We start from the raw sequence: 16,508 nt of genomic DNA, 5'->3' as shown, positions 1-16,508 counted from the left end.
GACACCGCTTCACCGTCGGCCTCAGGCAACCGCGGGCTGGCCACCGGGCAGTTCTTCACGCAGGACGGGAAACTCGTCGCGACGGTGGTGCAGGAAGGCCTGATCCGGGTCCTCAAGCCCTCACCCGGCGAGGACTCGCACTAGAAATTTTCGCGCGGACGGAAACCTTTCCGGCGGCCGCGGCAACCAGGTGCGGAAGACGATCGAGCCCTGGGAGTTGCTGCGATGAAGAAGGCCGTGTCCACACCGGACCGGAGGCGGACGCGCACCCGTCACCGAAGGACGATCGCACTGGCGCTGAGCGCGTCCGCGGTCGCCGGGTCCTGCCTGTCCTACGTGCTGTTCACGAAGGACGACTCGGACGCGGTGTCCGTGGACGCCGCCGCCTACTACCAGTTCGTCTCCGCGCGCAGCGGCAACGCCCTGGACGTGGCCGGCGCGGACCACGCGGACGGCGTCCGGATCCAGCAGGAGCAGCCCGCCACCGGTTCCGCCAGCCAGCAGTGGCGGGTCAGGCCGGTCGGGGACGGCTTCTACCAGCTGGTCAACCACAACAGCTCGAAGGTTCTGGGCGTACGCGACACCTCTGCCGCCAACGTCGAGCAGCAGTCGGACACCGGCGCGCCCTCCCAGCAGTGGAAGATCAGCGAGACCGGCGACGGCGAGGTGAAGATCGTCTCGCGCAGCAGCGGGATGGTCCTCTGCGTGAACGAGGGCGCTGACGCCCAGGCGGTCGTGCAGGCCACCGATCAGGGTGGCGCCGGTCAGCGGTGGAAGCTCGCGAAGGCCGCTGCCCCCGCCACGCCCAAGCCTCCCGCGGTGGTCGCGCAGCCGCTGCCCGCGCCGGCCACGTCCGCCACACCGTCCACACCGAACCCCGCGGCGTCCGGTCAGTACTCCTGGCGCAACGTGCCGATCGCGGGCGGCGGCTTCGTCACCGGGTTCGTGTTCAACCCCAGCCGCAAGGACCTGTTGTACTCGCGCACCGACATGGGTGGCGCGTACCGCTGGGATGCCAAGGCGGGCCAGTGGATTCCGCTGACCGACTGGGCCGGGGACTGGAACCTGCTCGGCATCGAGAGCATGGCGACCGACCCGGTCGACCCCGAGCGCCTGTACCTCGCCACCGGTACCTACACCAACGAATGGGCCGGCAACGGTTCGATCCTGCGCTCGGCCGACCAGGGCAGAACGTTCCAGCGCACCAGTCTGCCGTTCAAGCTCGGCAGCAACGAGGACGGCCGGTCCATGGGCGAGCGGCTCGTGATCGACCCCGCCGACCACGGCACGCTGTACCTGGGCACCCGCAAGAACGGGCTGTGGCGCAGCACCGACTACGGCGTGACGTGGAGCCAGGTCTCGAGCTTCCCCGTCAAGGACGGCGGCAGCAGCGGTGTCGGTCTGTCCTTCGTCACCTTCGGGCCGGCCGGCAGCAGGACGATCTACGTGGGTGTCGCCGACCGGACCACGTCGCTGTACCGCTCGACCGACGGCGGCACCACCTGGCAGGCCGTGCCCGGTCAGCCCACCGGACACCTGCCGCACCACGGTGTCCTGTCCGGTGACGGCACGTTGTACCTGACCTACACCGACGTCCCCGGCCCGAACGGGGTGAAGGCCGGTTCGGTGTGGAGGTACACGCCGTCCAGCGGCGCCTGGAAGGACATCTCGCCGGTGCCGGGCAACGGTTTCGGCTTCGCCGGTCTCGCGGTGGATCCGCAGCGCCCTGCCACGGTGATGGTCACGACCCTCGACCGCTGGTGGCCGTCGGACGAGCTGTTCCGCTCCACCGACGGTGGCGGCAGCTGGAAGGCGCTCGGCGACACGTCCGTGCGTGACGCGTCCGGTGCGCCGTACGTCGGCACCCACATCGGTCACTGGATGGGCGCGATGGCCATCGATCCCTTCGACTCCGGCCACGTGCTCTACGGCACAGGGTCAGGTCTGTGGGCGAGCAAGGACGTGACCGCGGCGGACAACGGCGGCTCCACCCACTGGACGATTCCCGTCAAGGGACTGGAGGAGACCGCGGTTCTCGGCCTGATCACGCCACCCAGCGGCAAGCTGGTCAGCGCTCTCGGTGACATCGGCGGGTTCCGCCACGACGATCTGACCAAGGTGCCGGCCGCGGCCTCGTCCGGACCGCGGTTCTCCAACACCACCGGCATCGACTTCGCCCAGGCCAAGCCGAACGTCGTGGTCCGCGTCGGCTACGGCAACGAGGCACGCGGCGCCTACTCCTCCGACGGCGGCGCCACCTGGGCGGCGTTCGCGGGCTCTCCGGTGAGCGCGGCCGGCGGCGGCACCGTGGCGGTCTCGGCCGACGGCGGCACCGTCGTGTGGACGGCCTCCGGGCAGCTGCCGTACGTCTCCACCGACCAGGGCAGGACCTGGAAGGCGTCCGCCGGCCTGCCGTCCGGCACGGCTGTCGTGGCCGACCGCGCCACGGCGAGCACCTTCTACGCCCTCAGCGGTGGCACCCTGTTCGCCAGCACCGACGGCGGCAAGACGTTCACCGCCCGTGCCACCGGTCTCGCCGGCGGTCGCGTCAAGGCGGCTCCCGGCGCCGCGGGGGACCTGTGGCTCACGCACGGCGGCGGCCTCCTGCACTCCACCGATGGTGGGGCGAGCTTCACCCAGCTCAAGGGCGTGCAGAGCGCCGACGGCATCGGCTTCGGCAAGGCTGCTCCCGGTGCCCGGTACCCGGCCCTGTACCTCATCGGCACGGTGAACGGCGTCACGGGGATCTTCCGGTCCGCCGACGGTGGCACGGCCTGGACGAGGATCAACGACGACCGCACCCGGTTCGGCGGCACCGTCGGCGGTGTCATCACCGGCGATCCCGACGTGTACGGCCGGGTCTACGTGGGCTCCAACGGTCGCGGCGTGCTGGTCGGCGAGCAGTCCTGATCACCGGGCTGGCCACGGCCCATGCCCCGGGCCGTGGCCAGCCCGGCCTTCCAGAGCAACAAGTACATTGCCGCCCACTGGGGCACCGCAGGGAGAGGGCAACCGAGAAAACATGGTCGTCGACCACAGATCGGCGGAGTTCCACGACTTCTTCGAACGCCACCACGCCGAACTCGCCCGCTTCGCCTGGTTGCTGACCGGCGAGGCGGATGCCGCCGATGATCTGGCGGCGGACGCCCTGGTCGCGCTGTGGCAACGCTGGGACAGGATGCGCGCGGCGGAGCACCCGCTCGCGTACGCCCGTGGCGTCGTCGCCAACATGGCACGGGAACGCGTCCGGGCGGCGACGCGCGAACGGCGCCGGATCGCGGTGTTCTGGTCTCGTGGCCCCGAACAGGTGCAGGGCCCGGACGTCGCCGCGGTGGTGGACGTACGGGCGGCACTCGACAGGTTGCCGTTCCGCAAGCGGGCCTGCGTCGTCCTGCGACACGCCTTCGACCTGTCGGAGAAGGAGACCGCGCTCGCGTTGGGCATCTCGGTCGGTGCGGTGAAGAGCCAGACCTCGAAGGGAATGGCCGAGTTGGAACGCGTGCTCGGTGCGCGAGCGGCCGCGAACGTGGTCGTGGGAAGGGGGAGTCGGTGAACGACCAGATCAGCAGGCGACTGAGGGAAGCGGCCGAGGCGCATCAACCCGACCGCGTCCGGATGCTCGCCCGCGTCAACCGCGGCATGGCCGCCACCACGTCGACTCGTCCCGCGTCCGGCATCAGCAGGTCATGGTCCAGGGCGACGCTCGCCGGCGTGGCCGCGGCCGGTGTCCTGGTCACGGCGGGAATCGCCTTCGCGGGCATCGTCCGGACCGGTCCGCCCGCGGAGACGACCATGCCCGCCGCCCCGAACTCGGTGAGCACGCCCAGCCCCACGCCGCCGAGCCCCACCGGCAGCACGGCGCCGCCGGTCAGCACCCGGCAGGACCCGCCCGGCACCCCGAACCCGCCCTCCACCACGGAGGACCGGCCGGCGGACGGACCGTTGTCGTCGAAGGGATCCGTCGACCCGAACAGCCACACCTTCTGGACCCAGGACAAACTCGTCCTCGACGTGGCCGCGCCGCTGACCAAGCTCACGGTGCAGGTGCACATCGCCCAGACCGGCGGGGTGCAGAGCTCCGGCCAGTGGCAGACCGGGCCCGCCGACGACTTCACCGTCACCGTGCAGGAGATCGACGGTGAGGTGGTCTACCGCTGGGAGCTCAAGCCCGGCCGCACCGTGCCGGCCGCACAGCAGGTCTTCGCGGTGCAGTACAACCACACCCGCGGCGATCGTGACGGGAAGGCCGACCGGTACGGCGTGATGGCCACGGCGGCGGGTCACGACCACGCCGTGTGGGGCGGCTTCAAGCGTTAGTCGGTACGGCGGCGCCGGTGCGTCGGGCGCAGGTTCGCCGGCGGTGTCAACGCCCGCGTCTCGACGCGCTCCAGCACCACCGAGCTGGTCAGGTTCCGCACCTCGGTCCGCGACGCGATCTTGTCCATCAGGAACGCCTGCAGGTGCGTGGAATCGGCCACCGCGATGTGGATCAGGAAGTCGGCCTGCCCGGAGACGTGGAACACCGACCGCGTCTCCGGCTGAGCCATCACGAACGCGCGAAACGCCGCCACCACCGGCCGGGTGTGCGGCCGCACGTTCACCGCCACCACCGCCTCCAGGGGCAGCCCGGTCGTGGCCGGGTCGACGACGGCGTGGCACCCGGTGATCACGCCGAGTTCGCGCAGCCGGCGCACCCGTTGCAGGCAGGAGGACGGCGCCAGTCCGACGATCTCCGCCAGCGCGCGGTTCGGCAGGGTGGCGTCGTTCTGCAACTCCTCCAGGATGTGCCAGTCGACCGAATCCAGTTCGGCTTGTTCGCGCATAAGCGAACATCGTACTGACCAGCTGGAACTCACACGAACAAAGCGCCGACGATCGGCGGCATGCACATCGCGTGGACGTCGTTCCTGGTTGCCCTGTTGATCATCATGATCGTGCCGGGGCCGGACTTCGTGCTGATCATGGGCAACGCGGTGCGCAGCCTCAAACGAGGCATCGAGGCGGCGCTGGGCGTCGTCGCCGGGCTGCTGGTCCACGCGACGCTGGCGACGATCGGGCTGAGCGCGCTCGTGGCCGCGGTGCCGACGGCGTTGCTCGTGGTCAAGGTGATCGGCGCGCTGTACCTGGCCTACCTCGGGTTCATGACCTTCAGGACCGCGAACAAGCCGGCGGGCGAACAGCAGGCCGGCGGCAACGTGTTCCTGCGCGGCCTGCTGTGCGATCTGTTGAACCCCAAGGTGATGCTCACGTTCCTGAGCCTCATTCCGCAGGCGATGGACCCGAGCGGTGAGCCGCTCCCGCAGGCCGCACTGCTGAGCGCCGTGACGGTCGGGGTTTTCGCGCTGTTCTGGGTCATCGTCGTGCCGCTGGCGCGTCAGCTGGGCGCGCTGCTGAGCAGGCCCAGGATCCGCGCCACGTTCGAGCGGGTGTGTGGTACCGCTCTCATCGGGATGGCGGCGTCAGTCCTGGCCGCCTAGTGCCGCACTAGGACCAGGTGACGGTCAGCTCGTCCCTGGTTCCGAACCGGATCAGGTGCCGTTCCACGACGTCGCGCAACCGGGCCACGTCCTCCTCCGACGAAGACGCCACCCGCATCACCAACGCGTCGTCCAGAGCCTCGAACTCGGCCAGGCCGAGCGAGAACCGGACGAAGCCGCGTCCGTCCTCCCAGGACCCTTCGAGGTCCTTGTGCGTGAAGTGCTTCACCAGCTGCGATCCGTACCTGGAGGCACGGTCGGTCGCCGAGCGTCCCACGCTCGTGAATTCCGTCATGAAGCCAACTTACGCCTAGCCATACGTACCGGCACGTGACGTGGTTCACCTGGCAAAACGGAGTCTGAGAACACCCTGTGACGTCTCGCGTAAACAAGAAGAACACGGCAGGCTGTCGCGTATGACGGAAGGCAAAGCACGTATCGCGGTCACCGGTCTCGCCACGATGGGCAGCAACCTCGCGCGCAACCTCGCGCGCCACGGCTTCAAAGTCGCCGTGCACAACCGGACGCCCGCGAAGATGAAGGCCCTGCTCGACGAGCACGGCCACGAGGGTGACTTCGTCGGCGCCGAGACGCTGCAGGATCTGGTCGACAGCCTGCAGACGCCGCGCCAGATCATCATCATGGTCAAGGCGGGTGGCCCCACCGACGCCGTCATCGACGAGCTGAGCGGGCTGCTGGAGTCCGGTGACATGGTCATCGACGGCGGCAACGCCCACTACGCCGACACGCGCCGCCGCGAAGCCGCGCTGAAGGAGAAGGGGCTGCTGTTCGTCGGCGCCGGCATCTCCGGTGGCGAGGAGGGCGCGCTCAACGGCCCCAGCATCATGCCGGGCGGTCCCGCCGAGTCGTACAAGCACGTCGGTCCGGTCTTCGAGGAGATCGCGGCCAAGGTGGACGGACAGCCGTGCTGCGTGCACGTCGGGCCGGACGGCGCCGGGCACTTCGTGAAGATGGTGCACAACGGCATCGAGTACGCCGACATGCAGCTGATCGCCGAGGCGTACGACCTGCTGAGCCGCATCGGCGGGCAGACGCCGGCGGAGATCTCCGAGGTCTTCACCCAGTGGAACTCGGGCGACCTGGAGTCGTACCTGGTCGAGATCACCGCCGAGGTGCTCAAGCACGCCGACGCGAACGGCACGCCGCTCGTGCAGGTCATCGAGGACGCCGCCGAGCAGAAGGGCACCGGCCGCTGGACCGTGCAGGAGGCGCTGGAGCTGGGCGTCCCGGTCACCGGCATCGCCGAGGCCGTGTTCGCGCGTTCGCTGTCCGGCCACACCGACCAGCGCAAGGCCGTGCGCGACGCGTTCGGTGCCAACGAGGTCGTGGCGAAGCCGGACGCCGAACTGGTCGACGACGTGCGCCAGGCGCTCTACGCGTCGAAGGTCGTCGCGTACGCGCAGGGCTTCGACATGATCCGCGAGGCGTCGAAGAACTTCGACTGGAACATCGACCTCGGCGCGATGGCGACGATCTGGCGCGGTGGCTGCATCATCCGCGCGCAGTTCCTCAACCGCATCCGCGAGGCGTACGACGCGAACGCCGATCTCGCGTCTCTGTTGGTGGACAACTACTTCCGCGACGCCGTGCAGAACGCTGAGGCCGCTTGGCGCAGGGTTGTGGTGCGAGCGGTGGAATCCGGCGTGCCCACTCCTGGCTTTGTGTCCGCTTTGGCCTACTACGACGCGCTTCGCTCCGAAAGGTTGCCTGCCGCGCTCGTTCAGGGACAACGGGACTTTTTTGGCGCACACACGTACAGGCGGATCGACCGGCCCGGTAGCTTCCACACGTTGTGGTCGGGTGATCGATCAGAGGTGGAAGCGTGAAATTTCGAATTCTGGGGGCGGTCGTCGCTGCGGCGGCAGGGTTGACCCTGACGTCGAGCGGTGGCGCGGTGGCCGTCGGCAACGAGGCGCTGACCGGTGATCTCGACGCGATTCTGGCCGACCCGGCGCTCACCGGCGCCAGTGTCGGCCTGGTCGTGCGGGACGCGAACACCGGCGAAGTCGTGTACACGCGAACAAGTGCACGTCGTCAGCAGATCGGCTCGAACATGAAGGTGCTGACGACGACGGCTGCCCTCGAGCTGCTCGGTCCTGACTTCAAGTGGAAGACCGAGCTGCTCTCGACCGGCACTCGCAACGGGTCGACGTTGCAGGGCGATCTCGTCCTGCGCGGCACCGGTGACCCGACGATGAGCCGATCCAGGTACGCGGCACTGGCGACGACGCTGAAGAACAGCGGTGTCACGAAGATCAGCGGTTCGCTGGTCGTCGACAACACGGCGTTCGACGCGCAGCCGTACGGTGCCGGCTGGGCGTGGGACGACGAACCGTTCGCCTTCAACGCGGAGACCTCCGCGTTGACGCTGTCGCCGGACGCGAAGTTCAGCGCCGGCACGGTGATCGTGCGCGTCAAGCCGGGCGCCGCGGCGGGTGCTCCGGTCGTCGCCACGGTCGAGCCGGAGAACGACGTCGTGAAGGTGATCAGCACGGCGACCACCGGCAACGGCGGTGTCAGCATCGAACGCGAGCACGGCTCGAACATCATCCGGGTCACCGGCTCGACGAACGTCGAGACGACGGCCCTGTCCACGGTCAAGGACCCGACCAGTGTCGTCACGTCCGTGTTCCGCAACGCGTTGCGGGACAACGGGATCGAGTTCACCGGTGACGTCCGGCGGGCGGCTGCGCCCGCCGGTGCCGCGGTGCTCGCGTCCGACCAGTCGATCCCGCTGGGACAGCTGCTCAGGCCGTTGCTCAAGGACAGCAACAACATGCTGGCCGAGGTGCTGGTGAAGTCCGCCGGCAAGTCGTTCACCAACGGCGTCAACCAGCTCAGCACCAAGTGGAGCGGTCTCGGCGTCGACCCGAACGGGGTCGAGGTCTTCGACGGCTCCGGCCTGTCCCGGCTGGACCAGTTCTCGCCGGACTTCCTGGCGTCGATCCTGATCAAGGCGAAGACGAAGCCGTGGTTCGCCACGTGGCGGGACTCGCTGCCGATCGCCGGTGTCGACGGCACCCTGGTCAACCGCATGAAGAACACTCCGGCCGCGAACAACGTGCGGGCGAAGAGCGGATCGTTCAGCGGTGTTTCGGCGCTGACCGGCTACGTGACCACGCAGGCCGGCCGGGAGCTCGTGTTCTCGATGGTGCAGAACAACGTCCTGTTGTTCAACAACCCGAAGAGCATCGAGGACCGGATCGCCGTGCGCCTGGCCTCCGACGGCGGTACCCAGGTGGCGACGCAGCAGACCCAGGTGCCGCAGCAGCGCAAGGCGCCGGCCCAGGAACGCACCAAGGTTCCCGCGAAGGAACGCTTCGACGTGGAGTGCTCCTGGATCAACGCCTGCTAGCAGGCTGAACAGAACTGGAGCCGCCTCGGGAAACCGAGGCGGCTCCAGTGTTTTCCAGTGCCGGCCGCGACACTAGGCAGGCGCCGGCACCGGCTCCAGCCCGTTGCGGTCCGGGTCGACCAGGTACACGCGGGCGTTCGAGATGTCGAAGTACATGCCCTTCAACGTCAACGTGCCCGCGGCGATCGCCTCCCGCACGCTCGGGTAGCCGAGCAGGTTGTCCAGCTGCTGCGCGACGTTCGCGACGGCCAGCCGGTCCGCCACCGCCAGCTCCGCGCAGCCGGGCGACGTCGGCGCGTGGAACCGGATCAGTGACGGCTCGGCGTTGCGCAGCCACGAGTGCAGGTGCGAGCCGCGCGCGGCAGAGCCGTTCACCAGCGCCTTCATCGCGCCGCAGTCGGAGTGTCCACAAACGACGATCGTGTTGACGTTGAGGATCTCGACCGCGAACTCGATCGCCGCCCCGACCGACCTGTCGTCGGCGGAGGACATCGGCACCAGGTTGCCGATGTTGCGCACGCAGAACAGGTCACCCGGTCCGGACGTGGTGATCAGGTTCGGCACCACGCGGGAGTCGGCGCACGTGATGAACAGTTGCTGCGGACGTTGCCCGCGCACCGCCAGTTCGTGCAAGAACGGCCGCACCAGCGGTGCCGAACGCCGTTCGAACTCGTGCATGCCCAGGATCATGGGATCGCTCTCCACGGAGGACCGCTGGGCGGGCAGCGACACCGCGTCCGACGGTTCCTGCCAGTGCGACCACGGCGCGAACCAGCGGGGCAGCGGGCCGGGCAACGTCTTGCGCCGCCCCGGTTTGCCCTGGTTCGCGCGGTCGTACCAGGTGTCGTGCACCTCGTCGACGCGCACCTTGCCGCCGAGCCGTTCGTAGCTCGCGCACCAGTCGTTGATCGCCTCGTACGACGCGTGGTCGAGGTAGTCGACGTGCAGCTCCAGCACCACGGTCTGCCCCAGCGGCAACCGGCGCAGCTCGCGCACGAGCCGCCCGACCCCGAGGAACACCAACGATCCGCGCACGCACACCCGGTTGCCCTCGACGCGCACCGAACAGTGCGTCAACCGGTACAGCGCGCGGAGCAGCGCGATCGCCAGACCCGCGACCACGCCTTCGAGCAGTCCGAACAGGAGGACGCCGAGCGCGGTCGCCGCGTAGACCAGGAACTCCCGGTGCCGCACCAGGTTGCGCATCCGGCTGATCGACACGAGCTTGAGCCCGACGACGAACAGCACGCCGGCCAGCGCCGACAACGGGATCAACTCCAGGGCGGGAGCGAACGCCAGCACCGCGACCGCGATCCACACGCCCTGGAAGATGGCGGCATAGCGGGTTTTCGCGCCCGCCGCGACGTTCGTGGAGCTGCGCGCCAGGCCACCGCTGATCGGGAACCCTCCGAGCGCGCCCGCGAGCACGTTGCCGGTGCCCTGCGCGATGAGCTCCTTGTCCAGCCGGGCGCGCGGCCCGTCGTGCAACCGGTCTGTGGCGACGGCAGACAGCAACGACTCCATGCTCGCCACCAGCGCGACCGTGACGACGGCCGCGACCACCGCGCCGGTGCTGCCCTGCGGCATCTCGGGGAACACCAGCGCGTGGTTGTCCGGCAGGTCCACCTTGGCCACGTCGAGCCGCAGCACGAACGCCAGCGCGGTCGCGGCGGCGACGGCGACCAGCGGTGCGGGCAGCAGCGAGGCGCGCGGAACCCTGGGCCACAGCAGCAGGACCGCGATCGCCACCGCACCGGCCACCACCGGCCCGAGCTGGACCGCGGCCAGTTGTCCCGGCAGCAGCGCGAGGTTCGCGGGCACGGACGAGGCCGCGGTGCCGCCCAGCACCACCACGAGCTGCCCGGCGGCGATGGAGACCCCGATGCCGGCGAGCATTCCGTGCACGACGGCCGGGGACAGCGACATCACCACGCGGCTGATCCCGGTGAGTCCCAACGCCAGCTGCAGCACCCCGGCGGCCAGCGTGATCGCCGCGGTGGCGGCCCACCCGAACTGCGTCACCAGCCCGGCCACGATCACCACGAGCCCGGTTCCCGGCCCGCTGATCTGCAACGGCGCCCCGCTGATCGCGCCGACGACCACCCCGCCGACGACCGCGGAGATGATGCCGGCCATCAGCGGCGCGCCGGTGGCGTGCGCGATGCCCAGCGACAGCGGGATCGAGATGAGGAACAGCACGAAGCTCGCGGGCAGGTCGTGCTTGAGGATCAGCGGTGGACCGTGCGGGGTGTGATCGCCGGCGTCGGACTTCTGCAGATGGCTCACGACAACGTTTCCTTTCGCGGAACAGCGGCATAGCCCCGTGCGACGGCGGCACAGGGCGGGGAAGGGGGAGTGAGCTTCGAGAACGCGCTCTAGAGGCGCGCTAAGGGCAGCAGTCGGCGCGGCCGGACGGCATCGAGCGCGTCGGCGCGGTCATGCGGGGTCGGCACGGGAACACCTCCGTGTCGGCACAGGCATCGTGGGTCGGGATCAGGCCGCGTCGCCACCAATGATGGGGCCGGAAACGGTGCTGTGACAGATCTTTCAGCCAACCGTGTTGATCTTGGCCCGTGGCGTCACGCGAGGTGATGACGAAGATGGGCCGGCTCCGGTCGGGGGGTGCGGAGCCGGCCCACAATCGCGACAGTTCCGAAGAACTATCGAGTTTCGAAATTCAGCCTACCGAGCGCAGGTGCTTGCCGTGTGAAGTCTCCTGGCCGACCACGGTCAGGATCAGCTGCGCGGAGAGGTAGGCACGGCACGGTGCGGGCATCCGCCGGGAGAACCAACCGCGCTTGCAGGTGGCGCACCGGCCGTGCTCGTCGGGCTGGTGCTCGTCCAGCAACGCCTTGACCACCGCGACCACCCTCGGCAGCTCAACCCTGGCGAGCACGAGGGCGGTCTGGTCGTCGCCGCGCTGGGCGAGCTCGGAGAGTGTGGCCAGGTGGGAGTGCAGCGACTTGTCCAGTTGGCTGAACACCGTGACGGCCATCAGGCTCAGAGCTCCAGTCCCTACGTAAGCAGCCCATGCAGACTGGCCCGACCTCCCTGCGATCTGCAAGTTGCAGTACACGAATGGATGACGTCCCTTTGCGGACCGCTCCTTTGCTCTCAAACTGAGAACGACCAGGAGGTGTGGATGCCACGGGGTAGCAGCCCGACCCTGCGCAAGCGTCGGCTCGTCAGCGAGCTCCGGCGCCTGCGTGAAGCGGCCGAGCTGACGATCGAGGAGGTGGGCGAGCGCCTGGAGTGCTCGGCTTCCAAGATCAGCCGTATCGAGACCGGACGTGTGGGGGTGAGCCCACGCGACGTGCGGGACATGCTCGCGGCCTACGGTGCGGATACCGCCACCCTCGAAGAACTGGTCCAGCTCGCCAGGGAAGCCCGTCGCAAGGCGTGGTGGGACGAGTTCGGCGACATCGTGCCCGGTCGTTACGTGGGCTACGAGGCCGACGCGGACTCGATCAGGACCTACCAGGGGCTGATGATCCCCGGCTTGCTGCAGTGCGAGGCGTACACGAGGGCGTTGATCTCCCAGGTGCTGCCGAACTCGAGCACCGCCGAGATCGACCGGCGAGTCCGGTTGCGCAAGGCCCGGCAGGCCTTGCTGAGCGAAGACGACCCGTTGCGCCTGCACGTCGTTATCGACGAAGCCGCCCTGCGCCGGCTCGTCGGCGGCACCGAGGTGATGCGCACGCAGATGGCGCGTCTGCTCGAGGTCGGTGCGCTGCCGAACGTCACGATGCAGGTCGTGCCGTTCAGCGCCGGTGGTCATGCTGCGATGGACGGCCCGTTCGTCATCCTGAGCTTTCCTGAGCAGCTCGACCCCGAGGTTGTGTACATCGAAAGCACTAGAAGTGGCGTCTACCTTGAGCAACAGTCGGACGTCCATTGGTACGCCGAGATGTTCGAGCGTCTTGTGAAATCCGCCCTGAACTCCAGGGAATCGGCCGCCCTGATCACGGGGATCGCTCGCACTCTCGCGTGACTGCGACCGGGAGTGAACAGACAGTGGAAAGCTTGCGTTGGCGCAAGAGCAGCCGTTCGTCGGCGGGTGGGCCCGAGTGCGTGGAGATCGCGCTCGTCTCAGCCGGTGCCGCGGTCCGTGACAGCAAGAACGCGGACGGAGCGCGGTTGAAGTTCGGCGACGCCGGATGGGAGACCTTCCTCGCCGCTGCGAAGACCGGCTCTTTTGTCAGCTGATTGACAGGTACACGAGAAGGCCCGGCTGGGAACCCAGCCGGGCCTTCTCGTGCAAGGGGGACGTGGGCCGGCCGGCGTTCCGCCGCCGCGGGCTGGATGCCCCTTGCACGCCGGCCGACCCACGTCGATCATGGGGAGCAGCGGTGTTCCGCTGTCCGGTCCAACCTGTCCCAACTGCTCGACCTTCGGTTTCCGTTGATCTCGCCGTCTGTGGTTGGTTGGACACGCTAAGCGTAAGAATGGCTTCTACAGCACGACTGGAGCCCGACTGAAGTGATCTTCAAGCTCCAGGTGGCCACCAGGCGAAGGACAGGTCGGTGACGCACGGCGAGGAACCCCTGCGGTTCGAGGTTCTCGGCCTTCTCCGGGTCGTTCGCGCAGGTCACGAGGTTGATCTCGGTGCGGCGAAGCAGCGCGCCGTCCTCGCGGTGCTCCTGCTGGCGCGCAACACCCCGGTCAGCCGGGGGCAGATCATCGAGGCCGTCTGGGGCGACCACGTGCCCTCGAGTGCGGTGAACCTGGTGCAGACCTACGTCGCCGGGTTGAGACGCGCGCTCGAACCGAGCCGCGCCCGGCGGGCTCCTGCCGAGCTGCTGACCTCGGTCGGCGACGGCTACCTGTTGCGCGTCGAGCCCGGTGCGCTGGACCTCGACGTCTTCGAACGTCAGGTCCTGCTCGCGAACCGCATGCGCGCCACGGGTGATCTCGCCGGAGCCGCGGTCGAGCTGGACGACGCGCTGGCGTTGTTCCGCGCCGAACCGCTCGGTGGTGTGTCCGGGCTCTTCTGCGACGTCGAACGCGGCCGGCTCGTCGAACGCCGGCTGGCGGTGCTGGAGGAACGGGCCGAGCTGGGCCTCGCGATCGGGCAGGGTCCCGAGCTGGTCTCGCAGCTGACCTCGATGGTCGCCGAGCACCCGTTGCGCGAACGCGGCCACGGGCTGCTGATGCGGGCACTGGTCCAGGCGGGCCGTCAGGCCGAGGCACTGGCCGCGTACCGGGAAGCCCGGCGCGTGCTGATCGAGGAGCTCGGTGTCGAGCCGGGTCCCGAACTGCGGCGCGTGCACCAGGCCGTGCTGGCCGGGGACAGTCCCGAGCCGGAACGTGCGCCGGCCCGCGTGCCCGCGCAGGCTGCTCCGCCAGAACCCGCGCCGATGACGATCCCCGCCCAGCTTCCGCGCGCGCCCGTCGCGTTGATCGGCCGGGATCCCGAGCTGGCGTTGATGGACGCGCTGCTGCGCGATCACGACGGACCGGTGCTGCTGGTGACCGGTCCGGCCGGAGTCGGCAAGACCGCGCTGGCGCTGCACTGGTCGCACCGGGTCCGCGACGAGTTCCCGGACGGCCAGCTCTACGTCGACGTGCACGGCTACGACCCGAACCGGGAGCCGCTGGAGATCGGCGAGGTGCTCAACCGGTTCCTGCGCGCCCTGGGCGTCCCGGCCAGTGACACGCCCGTCTCGGTGGATGAACGCTCGGCGATGCTCCGGACCCTGCTCGCCGACCGCCGCATGCTCGTGATGCTCGACAACGTCCGCAGCTCCGCCGATCTGCTGCCGCTGCTGCCGGGCGCGCCCTCGTGCGTCGTGGTGACGTCGCGGCGCCGGTTGGTCGGGCTGGTCGCGCAGGTCGAGGCGAAGCTGATCGAGCTGGACATGCTCGACCAGGACGCCGCCGTCGACGTGCTGGGCCGCATCGCCGGCCGGTCGGACATCGAGGCCGACGCCCTGCGCGAGCTCGCCGAGCTGTGCGACGGCCTGCCGCTGGCGTTGCGGATCGCCGCTGCCCGGCTCGCGGTGTCCCCGAAGCTCGGTGTGGCCGAACTGGTCGAGGAACTGCAGGACGAGCAAGGACGGTTGGCCGCACTCGGTCTGGAGGACGGTGAAGGCACCGTACGGGCCGCTCTGGACGCCTCACGCCGTGCGTTGCCCGCGGTGCCCGCGCGCCTGCTGGCGATCGTCGGCCTGCACCCCGGCGCGGACCTGAGCGCGCACGTGGTCGCGGCGATGGGCGACGTGACGCTGGTCGAGGCTCAACGCGCGCTGGACGCGTTGACCGCCGCGAACCTGCTGTCCGTCAGCGAACCCGGCCGGCACGTGGCCCACGACATCGTCCGCGTCTACACCAAGACCCTGGCCGGTGAACTGTCCGAGCCCGAACGCCGCGCCGCCACGGGTCGCATGCTCGACTACTACCTGCACTGCTCCGACCTGGCCGACGGCATGCTGCCGATCAACCGCGGCAGCGTCCTGGTGGCGCCCGAACACCGTCCCGTGCACGTGCCGGCGTTGTCCGGTGCCGCGGACGCGATGGCCTGGTTCGACGCCGAGCGCGCGAACCTGATCGCCGCCACCGAACACGCGTCGGCTTCCGGCTGGCACGTGCACGCGTGGCAGTTGCCGTACACGTTGTCGCGCTATCTGTGGCTGCGGACCGAGCGCGAGACCTCCCTGCGTCTCACCGAAGCCGCGCTGCAGGCCGCGATCGCGCTGAACGACGACGACGCCAGGTTCGTCATGCAGTTCAACCTGGGTGTGGCCCTGCTGCAGTTCGAACGCTTCGACGAGGCCCTGAACGCCCAGCGCGGCGCCCTGGAAGTGGCCCGCCGCAAGGGAGACGTGCATCAGCAGGCCCGCGCGCTGACCACGGTCGCCGGTCTGCTGCAGGACCTGGGCCGGGCCGCGGAGGCCGAGGCCCACTACCGCGAGGCCATGGAGATCTCGCGGATCGCCGGCTCGAAGTGGGCCGAGGCCAACGCGCATCATCATCTGGGCCTGCTCTACCTGCACACGCAACGGTTCGAGGACGCGCTGCCGTGGCTGCGGGTGGCGCTGCGGATGTACCACGAGGTCAACGAGCAGTGCGGTGAGGCGGCGTGCCACACCGACGTCTCCACGGCGCTGCTGGAAACCGGCGACACCGAGGGCGCGCTGTCGGCGGCCCGCCTCGCGCTGGCGGTGGCCTGTGACGCGGTGTCGCCGTACCACCAGGCGCTGGCGCACGACCGGCTGGCCGCGGTGTTCGACCGGCTCGGTGCGGCGGGGGCGGCGGCGCACTGGCAGCGGGCGCTGGCGCTGTACACCGAGCTCGGCGCCCCCGAGGCCGACAGCATCCGTGCCCGCCTGGCCAGGGCCCGCGCGGTCTCCGTGGGCTGATGGCGTCTGCAAGTACCACCAAGTGGGTTCTTGGTGGTACTTGCAGACGCCGTGACAGCCGGGGTAAGGGGTTCGGCGGCCGGGACTGCGTGATTGCCTGATGCCTCACCAGGACCCTCAGCGGCAACCTCGTGGTCATGACCGAATGGACCCCTGAGGCGATCAAGGCGGAAATCGACTACCGACGTGACAACGCCGTGTGCAACTGGCAGCGGTCGAGCAGCAGCGCGCCGTCGTGGATCAAGCGAGTGATCCACCGCACCTCTGCGAAACACGGCGGCGTCAAAGCATGACCTG

15 protein-coding genes are annotated in these 16,508 nt (G+C 69.4%); 11 read left to right on the top strand and 4 right to left on the bottom strand.

Features of this window, described 5'->3' with window-relative positions; all coding sequences use genetic code 11:
- The 4 genes from B0F77_RS39940 to B0F77_RS39925 form a co-directional block, all read left to right on the top strand.
- On the top strand, window positions 1–144 hold a 144-nt coding region (locus B0F77_RS39940; protein WP_211294273.1), incomplete at its 5' end, for an acyl-CoA thioesterase.
- A gap of 81 nt (window positions 145–225) precedes the next feature.
- A complete protein-coding gene (locus B0F77_RS39935; RefSeq protein ID WP_086668262.1) occupies window positions 226–2,910 on the top strand; it encodes an RICIN domain-containing protein in 2,685 nt (894 codons plus the stop codon).
- A 112-nt stretch (window positions 2,911–3,022) separates the two neighbouring features.
- Window positions 3,023–3,553, top strand: coding sequence for a SigE family RNA polymerase sigma factor (locus B0F77_RS39930; RefSeq protein ID WP_086668261.1), 531 nt, complete (start codon window positions 3,023–3,025; stop codon window positions 3,551–3,553).
- Window positions 3,550–4,317: a hypothetical protein gene (locus tag B0F77_RS39925; protein ID WP_086668260.1), complete on the top strand. Its 768-nt coding sequence runs from the start codon at window positions 3,550–3,552 to the stop codon at window positions 4,315–4,317. Before B0F77_RS39930 ends, B0F77_RS39925 begins: the two co-directional genes overlap by 4 nt.
- Here B0F77_RS39925 and B0F77_RS39920 read toward each other — a convergent pair.
- Window positions 4,314–4,823 (bottom strand): Lrp/AsnC family transcriptional regulator, encoded by a 510-nt coding sequence (locus B0F77_RS39920; protein ID WP_086668259.1) that lies wholly within the window; start codon window positions 4,821–4,823, stop codon window positions 4,314–4,316. The genes B0F77_RS39925 and B0F77_RS39920 overlap by 4 nt on opposite strands.
- A gap of 60 nt (window positions 4,824–4,883) precedes the next feature.
- Here B0F77_RS39920 and B0F77_RS39915 point away from each other — a divergent pair, with 60 nt between their 5' ends.
- Window positions 4,884–5,477: a LysE family translocator gene (locus B0F77_RS39915; RefSeq protein ID WP_086668258.1), complete on the top strand. Its 594-nt coding sequence runs from the start codon at window positions 4,884–4,886 to the stop codon at window positions 5,475–5,477.
- 7 nt (window positions 5,478–5,484) lie between these two features.
- On the opposite strand, the gene B0F77_RS39910 is transcribed toward B0F77_RS39915, so the two are convergent.
- Complete coding sequence (locus tag B0F77_RS39910) at window positions 5,485–5,772, bottom strand: DUF2218 domain-containing protein (protein ID WP_086668257.1); 288 nt, start codon at window positions 5,770–5,772, stop codon at window positions 5,485–5,487.
- A 121-nt stretch (window positions 5,773–5,893) separates the two neighbouring features.
- Here B0F77_RS39910 and gndA point away from each other — a divergent pair, with 121 nt between their 5' ends.
- A complete protein-coding gene (gene gndA / locus B0F77_RS39905) occupies window positions 5,894–7,324 on the top strand; it encodes an NADP-dependent phosphogluconate dehydrogenase (protein ID WP_086668256.1) in 1,431 nt (476 codons plus the stop codon).
- Window positions 7,321–8,853, top strand: a complete 1,533-nt coding sequence (gene dacB, locus B0F77_RS39900) for a D-alanyl-D-alanine carboxypeptidase/D-alanyl-D-alanine endopeptidase (RefSeq protein ID WP_158102954.1) — start codon at window positions 7,321–7,323, stop codon at window positions 8,851–8,853. Before gndA ends, dacB begins: the two co-directional genes overlap by 4 nt.
- A 72-nt stretch (window positions 8,854–8,925) precedes the next feature.
- On the opposite strand, the gene B0F77_RS39895 is transcribed toward dacB, so the two are convergent.
- Window positions 8,926–11,139: a SulP family inorganic anion transporter gene (locus tag B0F77_RS39895; protein WP_086668254.1), complete on the bottom strand. Its 2,214-nt coding sequence runs from the start codon at window positions 11,137–11,139 to the stop codon at window positions 8,926–8,928.
- 391 nt (window positions 11,140–11,530) lie between these two features.
- Entirely contained in the window at window positions 11,531–11,848 is a 318-nt protein-coding gene (locus tag B0F77_RS39890; protein WP_086668253.1) for a hypothetical protein, read from the bottom strand.
- 147 nt (window positions 11,849–11,995) lie between these two features.
- Between B0F77_RS39890 and B0F77_RS39885 the strand changes: the two genes are divergently transcribed.
- From B0F77_RS39885 to B0F77_RS48290, 4 genes are all read left to right on the top strand, one after another.
- Window positions 11,996–12,844, top strand: coding sequence for a helix-turn-helix domain-containing protein (locus B0F77_RS39885; protein WP_086668252.1), 849 nt, complete (start codon window positions 11,996–11,998; stop codon window positions 12,842–12,844).
- Between the two features lie 32 nt (window positions 12,845–12,876).
- Window positions 12,877–13,059, top strand: coding sequence for a DUF397 domain-containing protein (locus B0F77_RS39880; RefSeq protein WP_245849277.1), 183 nt, complete (start codon window positions 12,877–12,879; stop codon window positions 13,057–13,059).
- A gap of 317 nt (window positions 13,060–13,376) precedes the next feature.
- Window positions 13,377–16,211, top strand: coding sequence for an AfsR/SARP family transcriptional regulator (locus tag B0F77_RS39875; RefSeq protein ID WP_086668250.1), 2,835 nt, complete (start codon window positions 13,377–13,379; stop codon window positions 16,209–16,211).
- A gap of 137 nt (window positions 16,212–16,348) precedes the next feature.
- Entirely contained in the window at window positions 16,349–16,504 is a 156-nt protein-coding gene (locus B0F77_RS48290; protein WP_158102953.1) for a hypothetical protein, read from the top strand.
- Window positions 16,505–16,508: the final 4 nt, after the last annotated feature.

Origin of the sequence: Lentzea kentuckyensis, assembly GCF_002150765.1 — a bacterium.
GTDB lineage: Bacteria > Actinomycetota > Actinomycetes > Mycobacteriales > Pseudonocardiaceae > Lentzea > Lentzea kentuckyensis.
The sequence above is the reverse complement of the archived record's forward strand: the minus strand, read 5'-3'. Positions and strand labels throughout refer to the sequence as shown.

What these genes read in the sequence shown, in the direction of transcription:
- B0F77_RS39935 (WP_086668262.1), top strand. Translation starts at nt 226, where the DNA reads ATGAAGAAGGCCGTGTCCACACCGGACCGGAGGCGGACGCGCACCCGT.
- B0F77_RS39930 (WP_086668261.1), top strand. Translation starts at nt 3,023, where the DNA reads ATGGTCGTCGACCACAGATCGGCGGAGTTCCACGACTTCTTCGAACGC.
- B0F77_RS39920 (WP_086668259.1), bottom strand. Translation starts at nt 4,823, where the DNA reads ATGCGCGAACAAGCCGAACTGGATTCGGTCGACTGGCACATCCTGGAG.
- B0F77_RS39915 (WP_086668258.1), top strand. Translation starts at nt 4,884, where the DNA reads ATGCACATCGCGTGGACGTCGTTCCTGGTTGCCCTGTTGATCATCATG.
- B0F77_RS39910 (WP_086668257.1), bottom strand. Translation starts at nt 5,772, where the DNA reads ATGACGGAATTCACGAGCGTGGGACGCTCGGCGACCGACCGTGCCTCC.
- gndA (WP_086668256.1), top strand. Translation starts at nt 5,894, where the DNA reads ATGACGGAAGGCAAAGCACGTATCGCGGTCACCGGTCTCGCCACGATG.
- B0F77_RS39890 (WP_086668253.1), bottom strand. Translation starts at nt 11,848, where the DNA reads ATGGCCGTCACGGTGTTCAGCCAACTGGACAAGTCGCTGCACTCCCAC.
- B0F77_RS39885 (WP_086668252.1), top strand. Translation starts at nt 11,996, where the DNA reads ATGCCACGGGGTAGCAGCCCGACCCTGCGCAAGCGTCGGCTCGTCAGC.
- B0F77_RS48290 (WP_158102953.1), top strand. Translation starts at nt 16,349, where the DNA reads ATGACCGAATGGACCCCTGAGGCGATCAAGGCGGAAATCGACTACCGA.